Source organism: Embleya sp. NPDC008237, assembly GCF_042956465.1.
GTDB lineage: Bacteria > Actinomycetota > Actinomycetes > Streptomycetales > Streptomycetaceae > Embleya.
In genome coordinates this window covers 352,992-373,234 of the sequence record NZ_JBIBGL010000012.1, presented here as the reverse complement: position 1 = coordinate 373,234, position 20,243 = coordinate 352,992, and the positions used below count along the sequence as shown (strand labels likewise).

Here is a 20,243-nt window from a genome sequence, read left to right as displayed (position 1 = left end):
GCTAGCGGGGACCACCTTCGGTCCAGGAGAACAGCCCCGGCACGGCGGGGCCGACGCCGGTGCCCAGGGCCAGGTAGACGGCGGCGAAGTCGGTCACCGCGATCAGCTCGGCGAGCCGCTCCAGCGGGCTGCCGCCGCGGGCGCCGACCTCGCCGACAGCGGACTGGCCGAGCGCGCTCAGCGTGCGGCGGGCCCGGTCCAGCTGTGCCGCGGTGTCCGGGTCGTCGTGGTCGACGAGCAGCACCGGGTACATCCGCACCGGCTCGCTCTCGTCCACCCGGTCGCGGAAGAAGTCGTCGGGGTCCTCGGCGTCGCCTGCCTCGCCCGCGGTGAAGACCCGGTCCTGGTAGCGGCCCGCGGTGGGCAGCGCGCCGGACAGCGCGGGGGTGGCGGCGACGCCGACGCACATCGTGGCGAACCGCTCGGCGGCCACGCCCGCGACGGTGCCCGCGCCCCAGATCACCGGGATGGTGCCGGCCATCGCGACGGCCAGCCCCTTGGCGGGGTTGAGGTAGGCGTCGGCGGCGGGCCGGCAGCGGGTGCTCGCCTCGTCGAGGCGGTCGGCCATCGCGTCCACGCCCGCCAGTGCCTCGCCGGGGGTGAACGCACTCGCACCGGCCGCGCCGGTGAGCGCCAGGAGCGCGGTGAACAGCGGCCAGAACGCGGTCTGCGCGGCGAACGCGGTGTCGTCGGCGTAGCCGACCGCGCCGACCGGGACGGCGTCGACGGGAACCCGGACCACCACGCCCCGGGACTGCTGCGCGGCGGCTTCGAGCGGCGATCCGGCGGGGGTGGCCGCGGCCACCTGGCAACCGCGGCGGTAGGCCTGGCCGGCCAGCTCGATCAAGCCGGGCTCGTCCCCTCGGCCGGCCAACAGCACGAGGTCCATCGGACCGGCCCAGCCGGGCAGCACGCCGCCCGCCGCGAGCACCAGAGGCAGGGCCGCGTCCCCGCCGGTGACCGCGCGCAGCGCATGGCCCAGCGGCCCGTACGCGGGCGCGGCCAGGATCACCGTGCGCGGTCGGTCCCGGGCCGCGATCGCGGCGGGCACGGCCTCGCGCGCGGCCTGCACGGCCCGGCGCACCTGTGCCCCGGCACCGGCCAGGGCGCGCAGCGTGTCCGCCGCGTCGGCCCGGGCGATGCCGTCCTGGTCGTCCAGCAGGCCCTCGTCGAGGATGTTCATGCCCGCGCGGTACCGGGCCGGCGGGCCTCGTCCGCGAGCAGCACCGGAATGTCGTCGACGACCGGGTACACCAGCCCGCACGCGGAGTTGTCGCAGGCCAGTGCGGCGTCCCCGTCCCGGTGCAGCGAGGCGTGGCAGACCGGGCAGGTCAGGATCGCCAACTGCGACGGTTCCAGATTCACGACATCTCCCACTTTTCCGACCGCGCGCGCCGATTCGTACATATCAGTCCCGATTCGGCGCGGCAGCCGTCCGATTGAACCCATCACATTACCGAGCCGACCGGTCAGCCCCGGACGAGTCCCAGCACCTCGTCCCGGATGGCGATCATGGTCGGCTCGTCGTCGGCCTCGACATTCAGGCGCAACAGCGGCTCGGTGTTGGAGGCGCGCAGGTTGAACCACCACCGGTCGGCCACCACGGTCATCCCGTCCAGGTCGTCCACGGTGACGGTGGGCCGGCCCTCGAAGGCGGCCCGCACCTTCGCGGTGGCCGCCGCCTGGTCGGTGACCTCGCTGTTGATCTCGCCGGATGCCGGGTAGCGGTCGTACTCGCTCGCGAACTCGGACAGCGGCAACCCCTGCCCGCCGAGCGCCGCGAGCACGTGGATGGCGGCCAGCATGCCGGTGTCGGCACGCCAGAAGTCGCGGAAGTAGTAGTGCGCCGAGTGCTCGCCGCCGAAGATCGCGTCGGTCTTCGCCATCTCGCCCTTGATGAACGAGTGGCCCACCCGGGTGCGCACCGCCCGGCCGCCGTGCTCGGCGACGATCTCCGGAACGGCGCGCGAGGTGATCAGGTTGTGGATGACCACCGGCGCGTCCTCGCCGTTCGCCCTGGCCCGGGCGATCTCGCGGACCGCGACCAGCGCGGTGACCGCGGACGGCGAGACCGGGTCCCCGTGCTCGTCGACCACGAAGCAGCGGTCGGCGTCGCCGTCGAAGGCCAGGCCCAGGTCGGCGCCGCTCTTGCGGACCTCGGCCTGGAGGTCGACCAGGTTCTTCGGGTCCAGCGGGTTGGCCTCGTGGTTGGGGAACGAGCCGTCCAGCTCGAAGTACAGCGGGACGATCTCCAGCGGCAGCCCGCTCGCGGCGCCCAGCACGCTGGGCACGGTGTGCCCGCCCATGCCGTTGCCCGCGTCCACGACCACCTTGAGCGGGCGGATGCCGGTCAGGTCGACCAGGCCCAGCAGGTGCGCGGCGTAGTCGGCGAGCACGTCGTGCTCGGTGATCGTGCCCGGTTCGCCGGCGTATTCGGGCACGCCCGCCTCGGCGAGTGCGCGGATGTCCGCCAGACCGCTGTCCTGGCCGATCGGGGCGGCGCCCGCGCGGCACATCTTGATCCCGTTGTACTGCGCGGGATTGTGGCTGGCGGTGAACATCGCGCCGGGAAGGTTCAGGCTGCCACTGGCGAAGTAGAGCTCGTCGGTGGAGGCCAGACCGATCAGCGTGACGTCCGCGCCCTGGCTTGCGGCGCCGGCGGCGAACGCGCCGGACAACTCCGGCGAGGACGGGCGCATGTCCCAGCCGATCACGATCGCATCGGCCTCGGTGACCCGTACGAACGCCGCGCCCAGTGCCCGCGCGGTGTCGGCGTCCAATTGGTCGGGGACCACGCCCCGCACGTCGTACGCCTTCACGATCTGGGAGAGGTCACGCACCCGAAGACTCCACTCGCTCGGCCGCGGTCCCGAATCGCCGCGGCAATGGCCCTGACCGTCGACCCCTGCCCCGCGGACGACGCATCAGACCCTATCGGCCGGCGGTCAGCTCTCGGGTGAGCGCAGAACGCGCAGGTGGCCGCGTCGACCGGCCTCGGGTCGGCCGTCCCGGTCCGGCGGCTCGGGCGCCGGCTGCGGGGGCTGCGGCGGGCGGGCGGCCTCGCGCACGGCGTTGGCCAGCGCCTCCAGGTCGTCACTGCTGGGCTTGCCCGCGCTCGGATCCGGCGCGAGGCGCACGACATCCCAGCCACGCGGCGCGGTCAGCCGCTCCGAGTGCTCGGCGCACAGGTCGTAGCAATGGGGCTCGGCATAGGTCGCGAGAGGGCCCAGGACGGCCGTGGAGTCGGCGTAGACGTACGTCAACGTGGCGACTGCGGTTCGGCCGCAGGCGGTCCGCGAACAGCGACGTACAGGGCTCACGACGATGGACGGTACCGCAAGCGGACCGAACCCGCGTCGTATCCGGGTGCGGTGTGACTCACGTGTCGCTCCTCACAGGGTGCGGGCGACGTCTCGCACCGCCGTTCGGCCCCCGGCGCACACCCGAACCGGGCCCGCGTGGACCGATCCGGATCCGGCCGCCAGGCCCTAAGCTCGTCCCGTGCACAACGAGCACTCGGTCCCCTCTTCTCCTCGTGAGCGTGACCGGCGGCGCCGTAGTCGGCGCGACCGGCACGGCCGCGGCATGCGCGGCCCGCTCGCCCCGCCCCCCGTGCCGATCGCGCTCACCCGCGCGCAGCGGTTCGACGACCTCGCCGCCGATGTCGTCGAACGGCTCGCCAAGCGCTGGCCGCAATTGGAGGAGGTCCGCTTCGCGGTCCTGGACGTGCCCGAGGCCGAGACGGCGGTGAACGGCGACGAGGCGGTGGCGCTGGGCCGGCTGGTGCCGGCGACCAAGGGCGTCCCGGCGACGATCATCCTGTACCGCCGCCCGCTGGAGCTGCGCGCGGAGGGCCGGACCGAGCTGGAGATGCTGGTCAACGACGTGCTCGTGGAGCAGGTCGCCGATCTGCTGGGGATGGATCCGGACACCATCGACCCCGACGACTGAGCGGCCCGCGACGCAGCGGCCCGGGTCCCCTTCGCGGGGCCCGGGCCGTGTCGTTTCCGTCGCGCCGCGGCGCTACTTCTGCGGGACCAGCAGGGACAGGTCCTCGTGTGCGTCGGGCACCACGACGGTCTCCACGGTCGGCACGAACGGCTGCACCGTGAACGCCGCGGTCCTGCCCATCGTCTCGGTGATCGTGCGTGCCGCGTGCACCGGCTGCGAGCCCGGCTGTGCCTCGGCGATCACCGCGAACCGGGCGGCGCCGGCGGGCACCGGAGCGGGCACCTGGATCGTGGTGCCGGCGGGCACCTCCACGTCCGCGGACACCGGCTCGCCCTTGTCACCGATCGAGGTGAGCTTGACCTTGGCCGGGCCCTTGGGCGCGGTGAGCGAGATCGTGCTCGCGACCGCGCCGCCGGAGCGGTTCTCGGCGACCACCGCGCGCCCGGTGAGTTCGGGGCCGGCGGCCAGGAAGGCCACCTCGGCGTCCGCTCCGCTGCCCTGCACCACCCGGACGCCGGCGATGATGTCCGCGCGCCCGGCGGTCAGCCGCAGCGCGCCCGCGTCGCCCCGGGTGACCGGACCGAGGTCGACCACCGTCAGTTTGTTGCCCTTGACCTCGGTGCTCTCGTGCTCGACCGGCCTGAAGGTGTTCACCTTGCCGGCCACGGACACCTGGACGTCGGTGCTCTCGCCGCTCGGCGAGAGCAACATCAGCTGCACGTTGCCCGCCTCGCCGGCGATCGCGGGCAGGCCGGCGATCACCAGGTTGCGGCCCGGGGCCCCGGCCGAGGGCAGCCAGTCGGTGCCCACCGCGCCCTCCTGGTCCCGGATCGCCGCGCCGACCCGGCCGGTGCGGGCGATCACGTGCACCGCCACGCCCGGGAAGACCGCGCTCGGGTTGAGCGTGCGCAGCATCAGCGGCAGCGTCGCGCCCGGCGCCAGGGTCAGCCCGCGGCCCGCCTCGGCGTCGATCGGGCCGTTCGGCCCGAACAGTTCCACGTCGACGACGGCCGGCGTGTCCTTGCTGTTGGACAGGTACAGGTAGGCGTCGCGGTTCTCCGCGGTGGAGGTGCCCACGAACCAGCGGTCGGTGGTCGGCGCCTCGCAGGCCACACCGGCCAGGCCGCGGCCGGCGCCGCTGGGCACGCGGGTGACCGCGCCGGCCGAGAAGCCCGGCGCGAACGCCCCGGCGGCGTTGCCCACGAGCGGCGGGACGTCGACGTTGTCCACGCCGAAGCTCGCGAGCTTGCCCGGGGCCTCGACCTTGGTGCGCACCTTGGTCCGGTCGCCGAGGTCGACGATGCTCGCCTCCCCGCCGCCCGCCGCGTTCGCCGCGGGCGGGGTCAGCGCGCTGATCGCCGTCGAACTGCCGGGCAGCTCCCGGATGTTCGGGCAGCTCAGCTCGGCCTGTTGCATCGGCACCCGACTCGCCGCCGGCGGCGGCGCGGCCTTGCTCTCGGTCGGGCGGGTCACGATCGCCAGGCCGACGACCGCGGCCAGCAGCGCGACGACGACGGCCAGGGAGAGGGTGGTGCGCTTCACGGGCGATCTCCCTGCGAGGGCGGCGGCCACGGTTGGTCACCCGGGCTCGGCTCGGGCGGCCATTCGCCGCCGTCCGGGTAGGCGTTCGGGTCGTACTGCGGCGCGGGCACCACGTTGCCGTACTCGTCGTAGACGGGGTGCTGCGGCTGGGGCGGGACCCAGCCGTAGGAGCCGGCCGCGTCCGATCCCTCCGGCGCGCCCGACGGGACCGGGGCGCCCTGGTCGTACTGGTAGCCCTGGTAGTCGGGGTAGCCCTGGTACTCCTGCCCGTAGCCCTGCTGCGGGTACTGCTCGTAGGCCGGCGTCGCGGCGCCGTCGTAGGACGCCCCGTTCCAGGCCTCCACCGGCACCGGCGGCTCGGCCGGGTCGGTGCGCTGTTCGGGGAAGCCGAACGCGTCCGGGGCGCCGGCGGCCGACGCGACCGGTACCGCCTCCGGGGCCGGCGCCGACTCCTCGGCCTTGGCCCGGCGGGCGCGTCGCCCGGTGCCCTCGCCGACGGCGGGGGCCGGACCGGCGCTGTCCGGCAGGTCGTCGTCGGTGCCGCGCCTGCGGGCGGGCAGCGCCATGACGAACACGACGAACACCAGGACGCCCTGGACGAGCAGCCAGATGCCGTGTCCGCCGGATGTGTGGGTGAGTTCGAGCCGGCCCGCCTCGGGGCGCAGTTCGAAGCCCTGCGCCCAGCCGTCCAGCGTGCGGGCGGTCAGCTTCTTCCCGCCCTGGGTGGCCTGCCATCCCGAGTCGGCGCGTTCCGCGAGCCGCAGGATCCGACCCTGCGGGCCGGCCTCGATCCGGGTGGACACGCCCGCACGGGTGGAGGGGATCGCCACGCTGCGACCGTCGGGGTCGACGATCAGCGCGCGGCCGACCGGGTATTGCAGGCGCCACAGGGTCGCGCCCTGGGTGGCGCCGACCCGGGCCAGGCCCGGCGTGCCGTCGAGACGGGCGGTCAACTCGCTGCCCACCGGGGGCTTGAGCTGGACGAACTCGATGCCGTACGGGACGAGCATGCTCGCGGTCGCGCCGCCGCCACCGGAGAGCAGTTTGCCCAGGAAGGCGTCGAACTGTCGGTAGGTGGACGCCTTGGGCGCCAACTCGGCGTCGCCGAGCACCGGGCCCGCACCGCGCACGACCGTGTAGGTGACGTTGCCCGATTCGGGCGACGTCAGCACCAGGGTGCGCGGGTGCCTCGACCCGGTGGCCTCCTCGGCCACGAACGCGGGCACCACGACCGGGTCGCGCCGCTCCAGCGGCCCGTTCGCGCCCTGCCACAGCCAGACCCCGGCCGCCGCGAGCGGGGTGACCCCGGCCACCACGGCCAGCACCACCGCGGTGGGCTGCCGCCAGCCGAAGCTGCCGGCCGCGACCCGGGTGCGGGCGTCCTCGGCGCCGACCATCGCGGCGGCGACGTAGCCGAGCGCGATCAGCACCACGGCCGCGCCGGGCCAGGCGGGCGCCTTGTCGCCGGTGGCCTCGACGGTGAGTTCGACGTGGCTGACCACGACCGCGAGGACCAGGCCGACCACGGCCACCGCCCACGCGCCCAGCACCGCCGCGCGACGCGAATCGCGCAACAGCGCGGCCAGCGCCGCCAGGAGCAGTGCACCGGTGAGCCACATCGGCAGCGTCCCGGGACCGCCCGGGTCCAGGAGCAGCAGACCGACCGGGCTGGTGCCCTTCTCGGCCAGCGCGTCGCCGGCCAACCCGGGTTCGGTCAAAAACAGCGTGGGCTTGCCCGCCAGGGCCAGGGTCCACGGGCCGAGCAGTACGAGCGGGGTGCCGAGCACGACACCGATCCGCACCAGCAGGCCCATCCCCGGACGCGGGCCGAGCAGTCCGGCGAAGGACGCCCCGACGGCGATCAGCGCGAGCAGCAGCACCGCGAGCCACAACAGCGGGGTGAACGCCGCCGCGACGGCCAGGGCCAGACCGGTGGCCCAGGCCGCGCGCATGGACGGCTTCAGGTCACCGGCACCGAGCACCTGGGCAGCGCCGCGCGCGACCACGGGAGCCAGCACGAGCGCGACCGCGGTGCCGATCCGGCCGGAGGCGATCGCGCCGGTGGCCACGGGGGTCAGCGCGTACACGGCCGCGCCCCACACCCGTACGCCGGGCGCGGACACCAGGCGGCGCGCGCACAGGTAGGCGCTGATCCCGGCGAACGGGACGCTGCCGATCAGCAGTACCGCGACCGCGGTGCCGGCCTTGCCCAGCAGCAGGGTCGCGAACGCGGCCAGCGCCCCGACGTAGGGCGGTGCGCTCGCCGCCTCGCCGAAGCCGACGCCGTGCCACGTGTCGCGGTAGCGGTGCCACAGGTCCGCCGCGCCCTCGGGCGGGGGCAGCAGGGCGCCGCCGAACAGGCTGCCGCCGCCGAGCAACGAGCGGGCGGCGAACAGGGTGATCAGGGTGAGTGCGACGGCCAGCGAGAGCCCGGGGCGACGCATCAGCATGCGCAGCTTGACGAAGCTCTCCGTGTCGAGCGACTCGGCGTCCTCGTCGACCGGGCCCGATTCCGCGCTGCTGTGTCGACCGGACCGGGTCTCCGGCTCCTCGCTTCGCCGCAGGTTGCCCAGCAGACCCTCGGCGGCGTGCCGCACGGTGGCGGCGCGGCTGGGGAACAGGTCGCCCAGGTCCTTGTCGGACGTGGTGCGGGTGCGGGCCCGGGCGCGGCGTGCGGACAGGAACGCACCGGGACGCAGCAACACCGACATGGTGCCGAGCAGTTCGTCCAGGGCCATGCCGGGCAACTTGCCGAGCAGGTAGCCCAGGCTGCGGAACAGGCCGCCGAACAACAGCCGGAACCACAGCAGCGGCCAGCCGGCGCCGGTGGTGTTGGCCAGCAGGGTGAAGGCGGCCCCCGCGCGGTCCACCCGGTGTGGGCGGTTCGCCGCGACGTCGATCGGCCGGCGCTCGCGCGTGGCCGCCTCTGCGTGCTGCACCACCGCGTCCGGCACGATCACCACGCGGTGGCCGGCGGCGTTGACCCGCCAGCCGAAGTCGGTGTCGTCGCGCGAGAGCGGCAGGCGCGGGTCGAAGCCGCCCAGGCCCTCCCACACGTCGCGGCGCACCAGCATGCCCGCGCTGGAGACCGAGAGCACGCCGCGGACCGCGTCGTGCTGGCCCTGGTCCTGTTCGCGGCGCTCCAGGCCGGTCCAGCGCCGGCCGCTGCCGGTGAGCGTGGTGCCGACTTCGAGGAGTTGCCTGCGGTCGTACCAACTGCGCACCTTGGGACCGAGCACGGCCGCGGAGGGCAGTTCGTCGGCGGCACGCAGCAGCAGGTGCAGCGCGTCGGGTGCGGGCTCGCTGTCGTCGTGCAGGAGCCACAGCCACTCGACCGGTTCGGTCGACCGCGGCGGGCGGTCCTGATCGGTGTCGCCGTACGGGTCCGACGCGTCGTACGCGTCGATCCGGTAGGGCAGGGACGCGGGGTCGAGGTGCGGCGCGGCACGCAGGGCTTCACTCACGGCGGCACCGAACGCGGTCCGTCGCTCGGCATGCAGCACCGAGCCCTGACCGAGCGCGTCCTCCAGCAGACCGGCCGAGGCGTCGGTACTGCCGGTGTCGACCGCGACGACGCGCTGGACCGGGCGCTCCTGACCGAGCAGGCCGGTCAGAGTGCCGGGCAACCAGCGTGCCCCGTCGTGGGCGACGAGGATCGCGGTGACGATGTGCCGTGGAAAAGCCGGAGCTTGCGCGTATGCCGACTGATGGCTGAAAAGTGACATCGAGTGCGGGGACCCCGGGGGGCTCGAAGCGGCGTGGTACCAGCGGTCCGGCATCCGGCCGAACGGCCAACACACTACGCGACGGGCACCCCGCGCCCGCTCTGCTCGGGTCGGGGCCTCGGCCGGCGACCGTCAGCGGGCGACGGTCAGACGGCCGCCTTCTTGAGCCGGCGCCGTTCGCGCTCGGACAGTCCGCCCCAGATCCCGAAGCGCTCGTCGTTGGCCAGCGCGTATTCCAGGCACTCGTCGCGCACCTCGCACGCCAGGCAGACCTTCTTGGCCTCCCGCGTCGAGCCGCCCTTCTCCGGAAAGAAGGACTCGGGGTCGGTCTGCGCGCACAGTGCGCGCTCCTGCCAACCGAGCTCCTCCTCCTCGCTCTCGCCGTCGGCGACCAGTAGCTGGAACAGCTCGCCCATCGCGTGCCTCCTCGACCCGTTTTTGCGTCCCCGTGATTAAGCCGTTACCGGTAACGGTTCACGACGTGTGTGAAATTACAAGCGCGTCGTTGCTGCGACGTCAAGCCGGGCTCTGCTATTAGGGCGGGGATTCACTCCCCGGGACCACAGCAATCCGGATTGACCACATAAATGGACAGATCCGGACAAGGACTGCGTTGCGCGATCGCCTCGACGTTCCGGGCGGGGAGCGTACCGGCGGGAGGCGCGACGACATTCGATGCCAACCCGTGATGACCTCTGCAATGGACTACGCCTCACACCGTCCGCGCAGTTCCCGGGACGGGCCCGAAAACCGCGATGATGACCGAGGTCACATGTCGGGGTCGCTCGTCGAGGTCGCCCGAAAATGGGCCTCCCCGTGCCCCGCGGGCTTCAATCCCTTCCCCGGATTCCTCACCCGAATCGGGCAGCGGGCATCCGATTCGGTGACGACCGGCGCCCGGCGGACCGTGGCGAGTTGACACGGCCACCCCGTAGACGGTCTTCTTTTCCCATGTCCGCACGCTGCAGCCGGTACCGGAGTCGTCCTGTCGACGTCCGTCGGGTGTTCAGCGCGCTGTGTCCGCCGTGCGACCACGTGTACAGCTGTTGTCCGGGCTGTATCGCCTGAGGACGCCTTTCGGCAGTCCTCCGCGCAAGCGGCGGCACTCTTTTCCCCCTTTTATCGGCACGGCCGTCTCATTCGGCCGAATGTCCGTTCGGGTTGCTGTCGGCCGCTCGCGTGTTCGCTTTCGATCCGCCGCGTTCGCCTGATCCGCCGCGCCAGCCATATCGCGCAGACATCCCGAAGGACTTTCCCTATGTCCAGCGACATCACCGTCGCCGGCGACCCGCTCGCCGCCCCCGCCGTGCTCGCCCTTCCCGCCGCTCCCCCCGTGCGTCCGGCCGTCGCCCGGCTCGCCGCGCTCGCCCGGCAGCATGCCGGCCGGGTGGCGACCGAACTCGACCAGGTCCGCTACGACCCGATCTCCCGCTGGTACAAGCGGCTCGCCGCGACCGAGGACATGGAGGTCTGGCTGCTGAGCTGGCTGCCCGGCCAGGGCACCGGGCTGCACGATCACGGCGGCTCGTCCGGCGTGTTCACCGTGGTCTCGGGCGAACTGCACGAGCGCTCCCTGGTGGTCACCCCGCTGCGTCGGGCCGGTGCCCGCGAGCGGGTGCTCACCGCCGGCGCGACCCGCGTGTTCGGGCCGACGTACGTGCACGAGGTGACGAACATGGGCACCGAGCCGGCGATCAGCGTGCACGTGTACACCCCTCGGCTGGACTCGATGAACCTCTACGACGCCGGCGAGAACATCGCGCGGCCGAGCTTCGAGCCGCTGCGCCGGGTCGGCGTCGAGCGTTCGGGAGACCAGTGGTGAGCGCCGTCGACCGACTTCTGCACCAGGCCCGGGCCAGGCTCGAGCGGGTGACCCCCGAGCAGGCGCACGCCGCGTTCCACGACGGCGCGGTGCTGGTGGACACCCGCCCCGACTTCCAGCGCGACGCCGACGGCGCGATCCCGGGCGCGTTGGTGATCGAACGCAATCACCTGGAATGGCGCTTCGATCCCGAGGGCGAGGCGCGGGTGCCCGAGGCCACCGGCTACGACCTGCGCGTGGTCGTGTTGTGCGACGAGGGCTACGCGTCCAGTCTCGCCGCGGCGTCGCTGGTGGACCTGGGGCTGTCCGAGGCGACGGACCTGATCGGCGGCTTCCAGGCCTGGAAGGCGGCGGGCCTGCCGGTGGTGCCGTCCGCAGGCCGCAACCGTCGGTAGAGCGCCGCGCCGAGCACGAGCAGCAGCGCCGCGCCGTAGCCGAGTTGGTGGGTGGCCCGGACCTGCCCGGCGCTCAACTCCAGCCCCCAGGTGAGGTACAGGGCGTATCCCGCCGGGCCGAGCGCGAGCCATTCCGGGCGTCGCCCGTCCAGCGCCACGAGCGCGACCACGAGCAGCGTGTACCAGGGGTAGGCCGGGGTCAGCACGAACAGCATGCCGCCGGTCAGCGTGAGTGCGGCCCGCCACGGGCGATCCGGGTCGGCGCGGGCCGCCACCACGACGGCGAGCACGATCAGCACGAGCACGGCCGCGTACGGCGTGAGGCCGGTCGGCAGCACCAGGCCGAGCAGGCCGAAGCGCGCGCCGTCGTCGTAGCGTTCCTCCTCCAGGTAGCCGGGCAGATAGCCGAGCACGGCGGGCCCGACCGCGAGCACGTGCGGCAGGTAGACCAGCAGCACGGTGAGCCCGGCCGAGCCGAGCAGCCGCACCGGCGCCCGACGCAGGCCGCCGACCAGGGCCGCGGCGGGGAACATCTTGGTCGCGACGGCGCCGCCGAGCAGCACGCCGCCCAGGATCGGCCGGCGGCCGGCGATCGCGGCCAGGCCGAGCACCATGAGCAGCACGCCCAGCACGTCCACGTGCGCGTTGTTGCCCGCCTCCAGCGCGACCATCGGACACCAGGCCCACCACACCGCGTGCCTGGGGTCGCGGCCGAACCGGCGCAGCACCACGAGCAGCGCGACGGTCACCAGGATCGCCAGCAACGCGGCGGCGGCCTGGACCGGTTCGCGCCGGCCGGACGGGGTCACGGCGTGCACGAGCCAGTAGTAGCCCTCGGCCACCGGCGGGTAGATGGTGTGCACCTCGGGCCGGTTGATCCGGGTGCACGAGCCGTCGGGCAGCGGGTGCCTGAACCATCCGGTGCACTCGCCCTTCGGGAACAGCCAGTCGTCGCGGAAGCCGGCCACCTCCGGATCGGCCGGCGCGTGCGCGTAGGGCGAGCGGCCCGCCGCCTGGACCCGCCCGTCGAACGCGTAGCGGTAGGCGTCGTCGCTGGTCCGCGGCGGCACGCCGGCGGCCAGTACGGGCAGCGCGACCGCCCCGACCAGGATCAGCACCACCGCACGACGCACCGGCAGCCGCCGCACGAGGAAGGCGCCCAGCACGAACAGCGCCCAGGCGGCGCCGTACACGACGTACACGCCGGCGCTGCCGGGGTGCGTCCACGGGCCGTGCACCGCGTAGCCGACGGCGCCGGCGAGGGCGAGTCCGGTGGTGGTGGCCGCGATGGTGGCCGCGATGGTGAGTGCGGTGCGGGCGGGTGGCGTTGCGGTGCCGGAGGGCTCCGTGCCCGGGGGCTCCGTTCCTGGGGGCTCCGTGCTGGGTGACATGGCGTGAGTCTGGCCGCGGTGGTGTCGTTTTCGGGGCATCCCGGGCCGACCGTCAGCACTCCGTAAGGCGGTCAATGCGGGCCGGCGGCGGGTTTTCGGCGTTGGCTGGACGCATGAAGCTCGACATCCGCTTGCCGGATCCACCCGCCGGGCTGCGGCGCGGTCCCCTCCGAGCCGGCGCGTTCCGCGGCGCACTGCACGATCCGCGTACGGTCGTGGCGGTCGGCCGGTTGCTCGGCCTCGCCTTCCTGATCTGTTTCCTGACCGGTCTGTTCAGCCACCTGCTGCAACATCAGCCGCACTGGCTCGCGCTGCCGTCCCGGCCGGTGTGGGGGTATCGGGTCACCCAGGGGCTGCACGTGGCGGTCGGGATCGCGGCGGTGCCGCTGCTCCTGGTGAAGCTGTGGGTGGTCTATCCGCGGCTGTTCGCCTGGCCGCCGGCGAGGTCCGTCGGGCACGCGCTGGAGCGGTTGTCCATCGCGGTGCTGATGATGGCGGCGATCTTCGAACTGGTCACCGGGCTGCTGAACGTCGTGCAGTGGTACCCGTGGCCGTTCCCCTTCGTGCCGGCGCACTACTGGATCGGGTGGGTGGCGGGCGGGGCGGTCACGCTGCACGTCGCGGTGAAGCTGCCGTTGATCGTGGCGCACTGGCGGCGTCCCCGCGGTACGCCGGCCGCGGTCGAAGGGCCGACCCGGCGCGGGCTGTTCACCGTGCTCGGCGCCGGAGTGGGCGTGGTCACGCTGGCCACGGTGGGGCAGACGGTGACTCCGCTGGGGCGGGTCTCGGTGCTGGCGCCGCGACGGGCGGACATCGGCCCACAGGGCCTGCCGGTGAACCGAACGGCGGCCGCGGCGGGCGTGTTGACGGCGGTCCGCGATCCGGCGTGGCGGCTGGAGGTGCTCGGGCCGCGCCCGTTCGCGCTGACCCGGGCCGAGCTGTCGGCGATGCCGCAGCACGAGGCCACGCTGCCGATCACGTGCGTCGAGGGGTGGAGTGCGTCGGCGCACTGGTCGGGGGTGCGGATCCGGGACCTGATGGCGCGGGCGGGCGCGCCGCCGGGCGCCCGGCTGCGGGTGTTCTCGCACGAGCGGTTCAGTCCGTACTCGGTGATGGACATGCCGGACGAGTGGGCCCGCGACTCGCTGACCCTGCTGGCGCTGATGTTGGACGGCGCGCCGCTGGCCGAGGACCACGGGTACCCGGCCCGGATCATCGCGCCGAACCGGCCGGGCGTACTCCAGACGAAGTGGGTCACCCGGATGGAGGTGCTGGGATGAGCACGGCGATCGAGCCCGAGCCGGTCGCGCCACGAACCGGGCCGGTGGTGCGTGCCGTTCGGCTCGTGCTGGGCGCCGCCGGGTCGGCCGGCATCGGGTGGGGCGTGGCCGGCGCCTGGGACGACCCGTTCCTGACCGAGCGGGTGGGTCTGGCCGAGTGGCTGATCGGCGGACTGCTGCTGCACGACGCGGTGTTCGCTGTCGTGGTGTTCGCGGTCGGTGCGACGGCGATGCGGCTGCGGCGCGGCCCGGCCCCATGGGTGCGGCGAACCGTTTTGGGCGGCCTGGCGGTGGGCGTGGCGGGCACGCTGATCGCCCTCCCGGCCCTGCTGCGCCCGCTGCCTACGCAGAACCCGTCGGTGTTGCCGCTGGACTACGGACGGGGGCTGGCCATCGTGTGGGCGGCGGTGTGGGTGGGAGTGGGGGTCGTATTGGTGGTGCGGGGGCGGCGGAGCAAGTAAAGGGGCGGGCGCGCGAGCACGCCGACACGGGCGCGGCCCCGGTGTCGGCCGCGTAGCGGCTGTGCAGCCCGGCGCGGGGCGACCGACCCGACCGTGGCCGCGCAGCGGACAGGCAACCGGTCGGGTTCGGGCAGCCGCCCCGCAACGACCGACCCGACCCACCCAGGCCCCGAGCGCACGGGTGACCTCGACGCGCGGCCCGATCCTGGCCGCGTAGCGGATGTGCAGCCCGGCATCGAGCGGGCAGCCAACACGCAGCGACCGACCCGACCCGACCCGACCCGACCGACCCGTCCGCTCCGCGCCCCGGTGACCTCGACACGCGCCCGGTCCGCCCGGCCCGATGTGCGTCAAACCCCGAATCAACCCCGGTCAGGCCCGGGACAACGCGGCGAAGGTGCGGTTCGGGCCGGCCCAGGCGTCGGTCATGGTGAAGCGGTGGGCGCGGGCGAGGGTGCGTAGCGCGGGAGTGCCGACGCGGGCCCAGCGGAAGGCGCTGCTCCGGCCGCCGCGGTCGTTTTCGACGCGGGCGGCGAAGCGTTCGTGTACGTCCTGCGGGTCGGTCTCCACCACGAGCAGGCCGCCGGGGGCCAGCAGGCCGTGGACGCGGTCGAGCAGCCGGCCCGGGTCGCCGCCGATGCCGATGTTGCCGTCGGCGAGGAGGGCGGCGGCCCAGCGGCCCTCGCCGGGCAGCGGCTCGAATACCGAGCGGCACAGCGCGGTGGCCCCGGCGGCCAGGGCCCGGGCGACGGCGGCCGGTACCGGGTCGACACCGAGGGCGGCCACCCCTCGGCGACCGAGTGCCGCGGCCAGCCGACCCGGGCCGCAGCCGATGTCCAGGGTGGGGCCGGTACAGCGGGCGAGCATGGTGTCGTCGGCGGCGTCCGGTTCGGCGCACCAGCGGGAGAGTTCCAGGCGTTGCCGACGGCGGCCGTGTCGGCGCAGGTACAGCGCTCCCCCGTCGCGCAGCGCGATCGTGTACGGGTCGGCCGGAACGTCCGCGGCGAGATCGGCACGAACACCCGGCGCGAGGTCCGCGGCGAGATCGGCCCGAGCGCCCGGCGCAAGGTCCGCCGCAGCGCCCGGGGCAAGGTCGGTCGGGTGGTCGGGGTCGCGGACCAGGGTCATGCGTACACCTCGCCGCCGAGCAGCGCACGGGCCACGCCGGCGCAGTGGGTGCCCGGGATGTCACGGGTGACGGCGGCCAGGTCGGCGACCGTGTCGATGTCGGTGAGCGTGGGCAGGTCGCGTACGGTCAGCCCGGCGGCGAGCAGTCGGGCCCGTTGGATCGCGCCGGTCCGCGGCATCGACATCGGCACCCCGGGAAACACCGACGGGTCGGGCTCGCGCAGTCCGATCGCCCAGAATCCGCCGTCGGTCGCCGGACCGAACCACGCGTCGGCGGCCGACCAGTCCACGGTCAGCAATTGGGGCGTGATCTGTGGGGTGTCCATGCCGACCAGCAGGGTCGGCCCGGTACAGCCGGCGAAAGCGGCGGCCAGGCGCAGGTCGAGGCCGCCGGCCCCCTGCGGCACCACGTCGAAGCCGGCCGGCAACCACGGCCCGGGTTCGCCGGCGAGCACCAGGATGCGGCGGTGCGCGGGTGTGGCGAGTACGGCCGCGAGTGTGTCGGTGAGCGCGGCCTCGGCCACCGCCGCGGCCTGGTCCGCGGTCAGCGGCGGGCTCAGCCGGGTCTTGACCCGACCGGGCAGCGGCGCCTTGGCGATCACCACGAGGGTGCTCATGCGGGCCGCCCCGCACGGGCGAGCACGGCGCTCATGTCCCGGACCGCGGTGACCGTGCCCCGGACCGTGCCGGTGACCTTGGAGCGACCGGAGCGGGGCAGGTAGCGCACGTCCACCTCGGCGATCCGCCAACCGGCGTCGGCGGCGCGCACCACGGTCTCCAGCGGGTAGCCGGAGCGGCGGTCCGCGACCGCCAGCGCGAGCAGTTCGGCGCGCCGGGCGGCCCGCATCGGCCCCAGGTCGTGCAGCCGTGCACCGGTGCGCCGGCGCAGCCGGCGGGCCAGCACCAGGTTGGCCAGGCGTGCGTGCGGCGGCCACGCACCGAGGGTCTGCGGGCGGCGGCGACCGAGCACCAGGTCCGCGCCGCCGGCGAGCACGGGGCCGGCCACCTCGGGCAGCTGCCCGGGGTCCAGCGACGCGTCGCAGTCGCAGAAGCACACGATCGGCGCGGTCGCCGCGAGCAGCCCGGCGTGACAGGCCGCGCCGAAGCCGCGGCGCTCCTCGGCCACCACGCGGGCGCCGAGCGACCGGGCCAGTTCGGCCGAGCCGTCGCGCGAGCCGTTGTCCACGACGATGGGGCGATATCCGGCCGGCATCCGGGCGAGCACCCACGGGAGCGCGTCGGCCTCGTCGAGGCACGGCAGCACGACGTCCACAAGATGCTCGGCGGGATGCGCTGAAGAGGCGTCCATGCGGCTCACGCTAGGTACGCGCAGGCCGCATACCCAGGCTTGACGTGCTTACGGAGTGCTGACGTCGCGGCGATACGCCCGTGTGGGTTACGGGCCCCTTACGGATCGACCTCCCGCCGGAATCGTCCCTCTTCGCGCACCTACACTCGCCGGCATGAAGGTGCTCGTCGTCGACGACGACCCGACCGTGGCCGAGGTCGTCGTCGGTTATCTCGAACGCGCGGGGTTCAGTACGGCACACGCCGCCGACGGGCCCACCGCGCTCGATCTGGCGTTCGCCGAGATGCCCGATCTGGTGGTGCTCGACCTGATGCTGCCGGGCATGGACGGGCTGGACGTCTGCCGACGGCTGCGCGAGCGCGGCCCGGTGCCGGTGGTGATGCTGACCGCGCTGGGCGACGAGGGCGACCGGGTGCTCGGCCTCGAGGTCGGCGCGGACGACTACGTCACCAAGCCGTTCAGCCCCCGGGAACTCGTCCTGCGGGTGCGGTCCGTGCTGCGCCGGGTCGCGGTGCCGGCTCCACCGTCGCCGGTGCCCTCGGTGCTGCGGCACGCGGACCTGGAGATGAATGTCGCCGCCCACCGGGTGCTTCGCGCCGGCCGCGAACTCTCGCTCACCGCACGCGAGTTCGACCTGCTGGGCTTCTTCCTCGGCAATCCGGGCCGGGCCTTTTCCCGAGACGAGCTGATGCGCCGAGTCTGGGGCTGGGAGTTCGGCGACCAGTCCACGGTCACCGTGCATGTACGGCGGCTGCGGGAGAAGATCGAGGACGACCCGGCCGCGCCCCGGCTCCTGGTGACCGTATGGGGCGTGGGCTACCGGCTGGAGGTCGAACCCGAGTGCCCGTGAAGGATTTTGCGCTGATCTGCCTGATCGCGGCGGGCAGCGGGCTCGGGGTCACCCTGCTGGGCCTGCTCGGCCTGCGCGCGCTGCGCAATCGTTCGCTCTCGGTCGCCTTGGCCGCGATGTCGGTGGTGACCATAGCCGGCATGGCCGCGGGTACGGTCGGGGTCTCCCAGGCGATGCTGCTCTCCTCGCACGACCTGACCGTGGTGATGGTGGTCTGCGCGGTCTCGGCCGTGCTCGCGATCGGCGTGGCGATGCTGCTCGGCCGCCCGGTGGTGGCCGACGTCCGAGCCCTGCGCGGCACCGCGCGAGCACTCGGCGGCGGCCCGCCCGGACCGCCGCGCCGAGTCTCCGCCGTGGTGGAACTTGCGGAGTTGGGACGCGAGTTGGAGCGGGCCGGCGTACAACTGAGCGAATCCCGGGAGCGCGAGCGGGCGGTCGAGCACGCCCGACGCGAGCTGATCGCGTGGATCTCGCACGACCTGCGCACGCCGCTCGCGGGTCTGCGCGCGATGGCCGAAGCGCTGGAGGACGGGCTGCCGGAGGATCCGGCGCGCTATCACCGGCGGATCAGGACCGAGGTGGATCGGCTCAGCGGGATGGTGGACGACCTGTTCGAGTTGTCCCGGATCCAGGCGGGCGCCCTGAAGCTGACCCTGGCCCGGGTCTCGCTCTACGACCTGGTGGCGGACGCGATGGCCGGTACCGAGGAGTTGGCCCGATCCTGCTCGGTCCGGGTGGCGGGCGAGGACATCGTCGCGGTGCCGGTCCGGGTGGACGGCCGCGAGATGTCCCGGGCGATCACGAACCTCCTGGTCAACGCGATCCGGCACACCCCCTCGGACGGCACGGTCGCGGTCGGGGTGAGCACCGCCGAGGGCGAGGTCGTGGTCTCGGTCACCGACGCATGCGGCGGCATCCCGGAGGAGGACCTCCCCCGAGTCTTCGACACCGGCTGGCGCGGCACCCACGCCCGCACCCCGGCCCCCGGCGGCGGCGCGGGGCTGGGCCTGGCCATCGTCCGCGGCATCGTCGAGGCCCACGCGGGCCGAGTCGGCGTGGCGAACACGGGAATGGGCTGCCGCTTCGAGGTGAGGCTGCCGGCGGGGTGAGGGTGTCGGTGCGTCGGGGGGCACCGGTGGTTCGCGACCGCCGTCGGGGGTCATGCCTGGGCGAACTCCGCCATGCCGTGCGTGAATTCGATCGTGGCCTGCCAGCCGAGTTCGCTCTCCAGGCGGCCGGCCGAGGCGGTGATGTGCCGGACGTCGCCCAGGCGGTATTCGGCCGTCGTGATCGGGGCCGGGCCGGCGTGCGCCTCGGACAGGGCCCTGGCCATTTCGCCCACGGTGTGCGGGACGCCGGTGGCGACGTTGTAGGCGCGAAGGCCGTGGCCGGAACGGTCCAGGGCGGCCAGATTGGCGGTGGCCACGTCGCGGACGTGGACGAAGTCGCGGCGTTGGCCGCCGTCTTCGTACACCCTCGGGGGCAGACCGGCACGCAGCATCGAGCGGAAGATCGCGGCGACGCCGGCGTACGGGGTGTCCAGCGGCATCCTCGGGCCGTAGACGTTGTGGTAGCGCAGCGCCGTGGCCACGCCGCCGGTGGCCCGGGCCCAGGCGCTCGCCAGGTGCTCCTGGGCGAGCTTGGTCGCAGCGTACACGTTGCGTGGGTCGGGCGCCGCCTCCTCGCAGATCCGGCCGGGCGTCACCGCCCGCCCGCACAGCGGGCAGGGCGGCTCGAAGCGGCCGGCCATCAGCGCCTCGACCGGCCGCGGACCCGGCACCACCTCGCCGTGCTCGGCGCAGTGGCCCAGCCCCTCGCCGTAGACGACCATCGAACTCGCCAGCACCAGGCGGCCGATACCCGCCCGTGCCATCGCGGCGAGCAGCACCGCGGTGCCCAGGTCGTTGCAGCCGACATAGTCCGGCGCATCGTTCAGGTCCAGGCCCAAGCCGACCTTGGCGGCCTGATGGCAGACCGCGTCGACCCCGACCAACGCCCGGTCCACGACCGCCGGATCACGCACATCGCCCTGTACCGCGTCCACACCCTCGACCGGCACCAGGTCGAGCACCCGCACCTCGTGCCCGGCTTCGGTCAGGCATTCGACGACGTGCGTTCCGATGAACCCGGCGCCGCCGGTAACCAGGATTCTCATACCCCGACGCTAGGCCGACGCCGACCCTCCGACCCCCCGGCCCACGCCGACGTCACCCCTTCGTAAGACCTTCTCCCCCGGGCGCCACCCTTCGCCCACCTCGACACGGCTCGCCCCACCCCCACGACTCCGGCCCACCACCTCCCCCGGGCGCGTCGGCGCCCCGGCCACCCTGCCGCCGGTGGTCGACGCGCACAGCGCGGAGAGCGGCGGAGCCGCAAAAAAAGTGGCCCC

18 protein-coding genes and 1 pseudogene are annotated in these 20,243 nt (G+C 74.0%); 7 read left to right on the top strand and 12 right to left on the bottom strand.

All coding sequences use genetic code 11. The annotated features are described in order from the left end of the window. Position 1: 1 nt before the first annotated feature. The 4 genes from ACFZBU_RS30285 to ACFZBU_RS30270 all read right to left on the bottom strand — a co-directional run bounded on the left by ACFZBU_RS30285 (position 2) and on the right by ACFZBU_RS30270 (position 3,320). The gene (locus ACFZBU_RS30285; protein WP_391586856.1) at positions 2-1,183 is read right to left on the bottom strand and encodes an SIS domain-containing protein; all 1,182 of its coding nucleotides are present in this window, start codon (positions 1,181-1,183) and stop codon (positions 2-4) included. Then, entirely contained in the window at positions 1,180-1,365 is a 186-nt protein-coding gene (locus ACFZBU_RS30280; protein WP_391586855.1) for a Trm112 family protein, read from the bottom strand. Before ACFZBU_RS30280 ends, ACFZBU_RS30285 begins: the two co-directional genes overlap by 4 nt. A gap of 104 nt (positions 1,366-1,469) precedes the next feature. Next, on the bottom strand, positions 1,470-2,840 hold the full coding sequence (locus ACFZBU_RS30275) for a phosphomannomutase/phosphoglucomutase (protein WP_391586854.1): 1,371 nt from the start codon (positions 2,838-2,840) through the stop codon (positions 1,470-1,472). Between the two features lie 105 nt (positions 2,841-2,945). After that, complete coding sequence (locus ACFZBU_RS30270) at positions 2,946-3,320, bottom strand: DUF3499 domain-containing protein (protein WP_026219631.1); 375 nt, start codon at positions 3,318-3,320, stop codon at positions 2,946-2,948. 265 nt (positions 3,321-3,585) lie between these two features. Here ACFZBU_RS30270 and ACFZBU_RS30265 point away from each other — a divergent pair, with 265 nt between their 5' ends. Next, positions 3,586-3,951: a metallopeptidase family protein gene (locus ACFZBU_RS30265; RefSeq protein WP_355545354.1), complete on the top strand. Its 366-nt coding sequence runs from the start codon at positions 3,586-3,588 to the stop codon at positions 3,949-3,951. A 72-nt stretch (positions 3,952-4,023) separates the two neighbouring features. Here ACFZBU_RS30265 and ACFZBU_RS30260 read toward each other — a convergent pair whose 3' ends face one another. The 3 genes from ACFZBU_RS30260 to ACFZBU_RS30250 all read right to left on the bottom strand — a co-directional run bounded on the left by ACFZBU_RS30260 (position 4,024) and on the right by ACFZBU_RS30250 (position 9,634). Further along, on the bottom strand, positions 4,024-5,493 hold the full coding sequence (locus tag ACFZBU_RS30260; protein ID WP_391586853.1) for a DUF5719 family protein: 1,470 nt from the start codon (positions 5,491-5,493) through the stop codon (positions 4,024-4,026). Then, on the bottom strand, positions 5,490-9,218 hold the full coding sequence (locus ACFZBU_RS30255) for a glycosyltransferase (protein ID WP_391586852.1): 3,729 nt from the start codon (positions 9,216-9,218) through the stop codon (positions 5,490-5,492). The genes ACFZBU_RS30260 and ACFZBU_RS30255 overlap by 4 nt, the downstream gene beginning before the upstream one ends. Before the next feature lie 146 nt (positions 9,219-9,364). Further along, positions 9,365-9,634 carry a WhiB family transcriptional regulator gene (locus ACFZBU_RS30250; RefSeq protein WP_360323362.1) on the bottom strand — a complete coding sequence of 90 codons (270 nt, stop codon included), beginning with the start codon at positions 9,632-9,634 and terminating at the stop codon, positions 9,365-9,367. 842 nt (positions 9,635-10,476) lie between these two features. Between ACFZBU_RS30250 and ACFZBU_RS30245 the strand changes: the two genes are divergently transcribed. Both ACFZBU_RS30245 and ACFZBU_RS30240 read left to right on the top strand, forming a co-directional pair. After that, complete coding sequence (locus ACFZBU_RS30245; RefSeq protein WP_391586851.1) at positions 10,477-11,040, top strand: cysteine dioxygenase; 564 nt, start codon at positions 10,477-10,479, stop codon at positions 11,038-11,040. Beyond that, positions 11,037-11,435, top strand: coding sequence for a rhodanese-like domain-containing protein (locus ACFZBU_RS30240; RefSeq protein WP_391586850.1), 399 nt, complete (start codon positions 11,037-11,039; stop codon positions 11,433-11,435). The genes ACFZBU_RS30245 and ACFZBU_RS30240 overlap by 4 nt, the downstream gene beginning before the upstream one ends. Before the next feature lie 212 nt (positions 11,436-11,647). On the opposite strand, the pseudogene ACFZBU_RS30235 reads toward ACFZBU_RS30240, so the two are convergent. Continuing rightward, positions 11,648-12,826: pseudogene (locus ACFZBU_RS30235) on the bottom strand (glycosyltransferase 87 family protein); the annotation flags it as partial. Between the two features lie 113 nt (positions 12,827-12,939). Here ACFZBU_RS30235 and ACFZBU_RS30230 point away from each other — a divergent pair. Beyond that, positions 12,940-14,106 (top strand): molybdopterin-dependent oxidoreductase, encoded by a 1,167-nt coding sequence (locus tag ACFZBU_RS30230; RefSeq protein WP_391586849.1) that lies wholly within the window; start codon positions 12,940-12,942, stop codon positions 14,104-14,106. Beyond that, positions 14,103-14,567 carry a hypothetical protein gene (locus tag ACFZBU_RS30225; protein WP_391586848.1) on the top strand — a complete coding sequence of 155 codons (465 nt, stop codon included), beginning with the start codon at positions 14,103-14,105 and terminating at the stop codon, positions 14,565-14,567. Before ACFZBU_RS30230 ends, ACFZBU_RS30225 begins: the two co-directional genes overlap by 4 nt. Before the next feature lie 372 nt (positions 14,568-14,939). Here the strand turns inward: ACFZBU_RS30225 and ACFZBU_RS30220 are convergent, their stop codons facing one another. The 3 genes from ACFZBU_RS30220 to ACFZBU_RS30210 are packed head-to-tail and all read right to left on the bottom strand — an operon-like array spanning position 14,940 to position 17,004. Next, a complete protein-coding gene (locus ACFZBU_RS30220; protein ID WP_391586847.1) occupies positions 14,940-15,695 on the bottom strand; it encodes a class I SAM-dependent methyltransferase in 756 nt (251 codons plus the stop codon). Further along, positions 15,692-16,312 (bottom strand): DUF2064 domain-containing protein, encoded by a 621-nt coding sequence (locus ACFZBU_RS30215; protein ID WP_391586846.1) that lies wholly within the window; start codon positions 16,310-16,312, stop codon positions 15,692-15,694. Before ACFZBU_RS30215 ends, ACFZBU_RS30220 begins: the two co-directional genes overlap by 4 nt. Next, complete coding sequence (locus ACFZBU_RS30210) at positions 16,309-17,004, bottom strand: glycosyltransferase family 2 protein (RefSeq protein WP_391586845.1); 696 nt, start codon at positions 17,002-17,004, stop codon at positions 16,309-16,311. The genes ACFZBU_RS30215 and ACFZBU_RS30210 overlap by 4 nt, the downstream gene beginning before the upstream one ends. A 154-nt stretch (positions 17,005-17,158) precedes the next feature. On the opposite strand from ACFZBU_RS30210, the gene ACFZBU_RS30205 reads away from it, so the two are divergent. Both ACFZBU_RS30205 and ACFZBU_RS30200 read left to right on the top strand, forming a co-directional pair. Then, the gene (locus tag ACFZBU_RS30205; protein ID WP_391586844.1) at positions 17,159-17,854 is read left to right on the top strand and encodes a response regulator transcription factor; all 696 of its coding nucleotides are present in this window, start codon (positions 17,159-17,161) and stop codon (positions 17,852-17,854) included. Then, a complete protein-coding gene (locus ACFZBU_RS30200) occupies positions 17,851-18,963 on the top strand; it encodes a sensor histidine kinase (RefSeq protein WP_391586843.1) in 1,113 nt (370 codons plus the stop codon). Before ACFZBU_RS30205 ends, ACFZBU_RS30200 begins: the two co-directional genes overlap by 4 nt. 50 nt (positions 18,964-19,013) lie before the next feature. On the opposite strand, the gene ACFZBU_RS30195 is transcribed toward ACFZBU_RS30200, so the two are convergent. Then, a complete protein-coding gene (locus ACFZBU_RS30195) occupies positions 19,014-20,009 on the bottom strand; it encodes an NAD-dependent epimerase/dehydratase family protein (RefSeq protein ID WP_391586842.1) in 996 nt (331 codons plus the stop codon). Positions 20,010-20,243 lie beyond the last annotated feature (234 nt).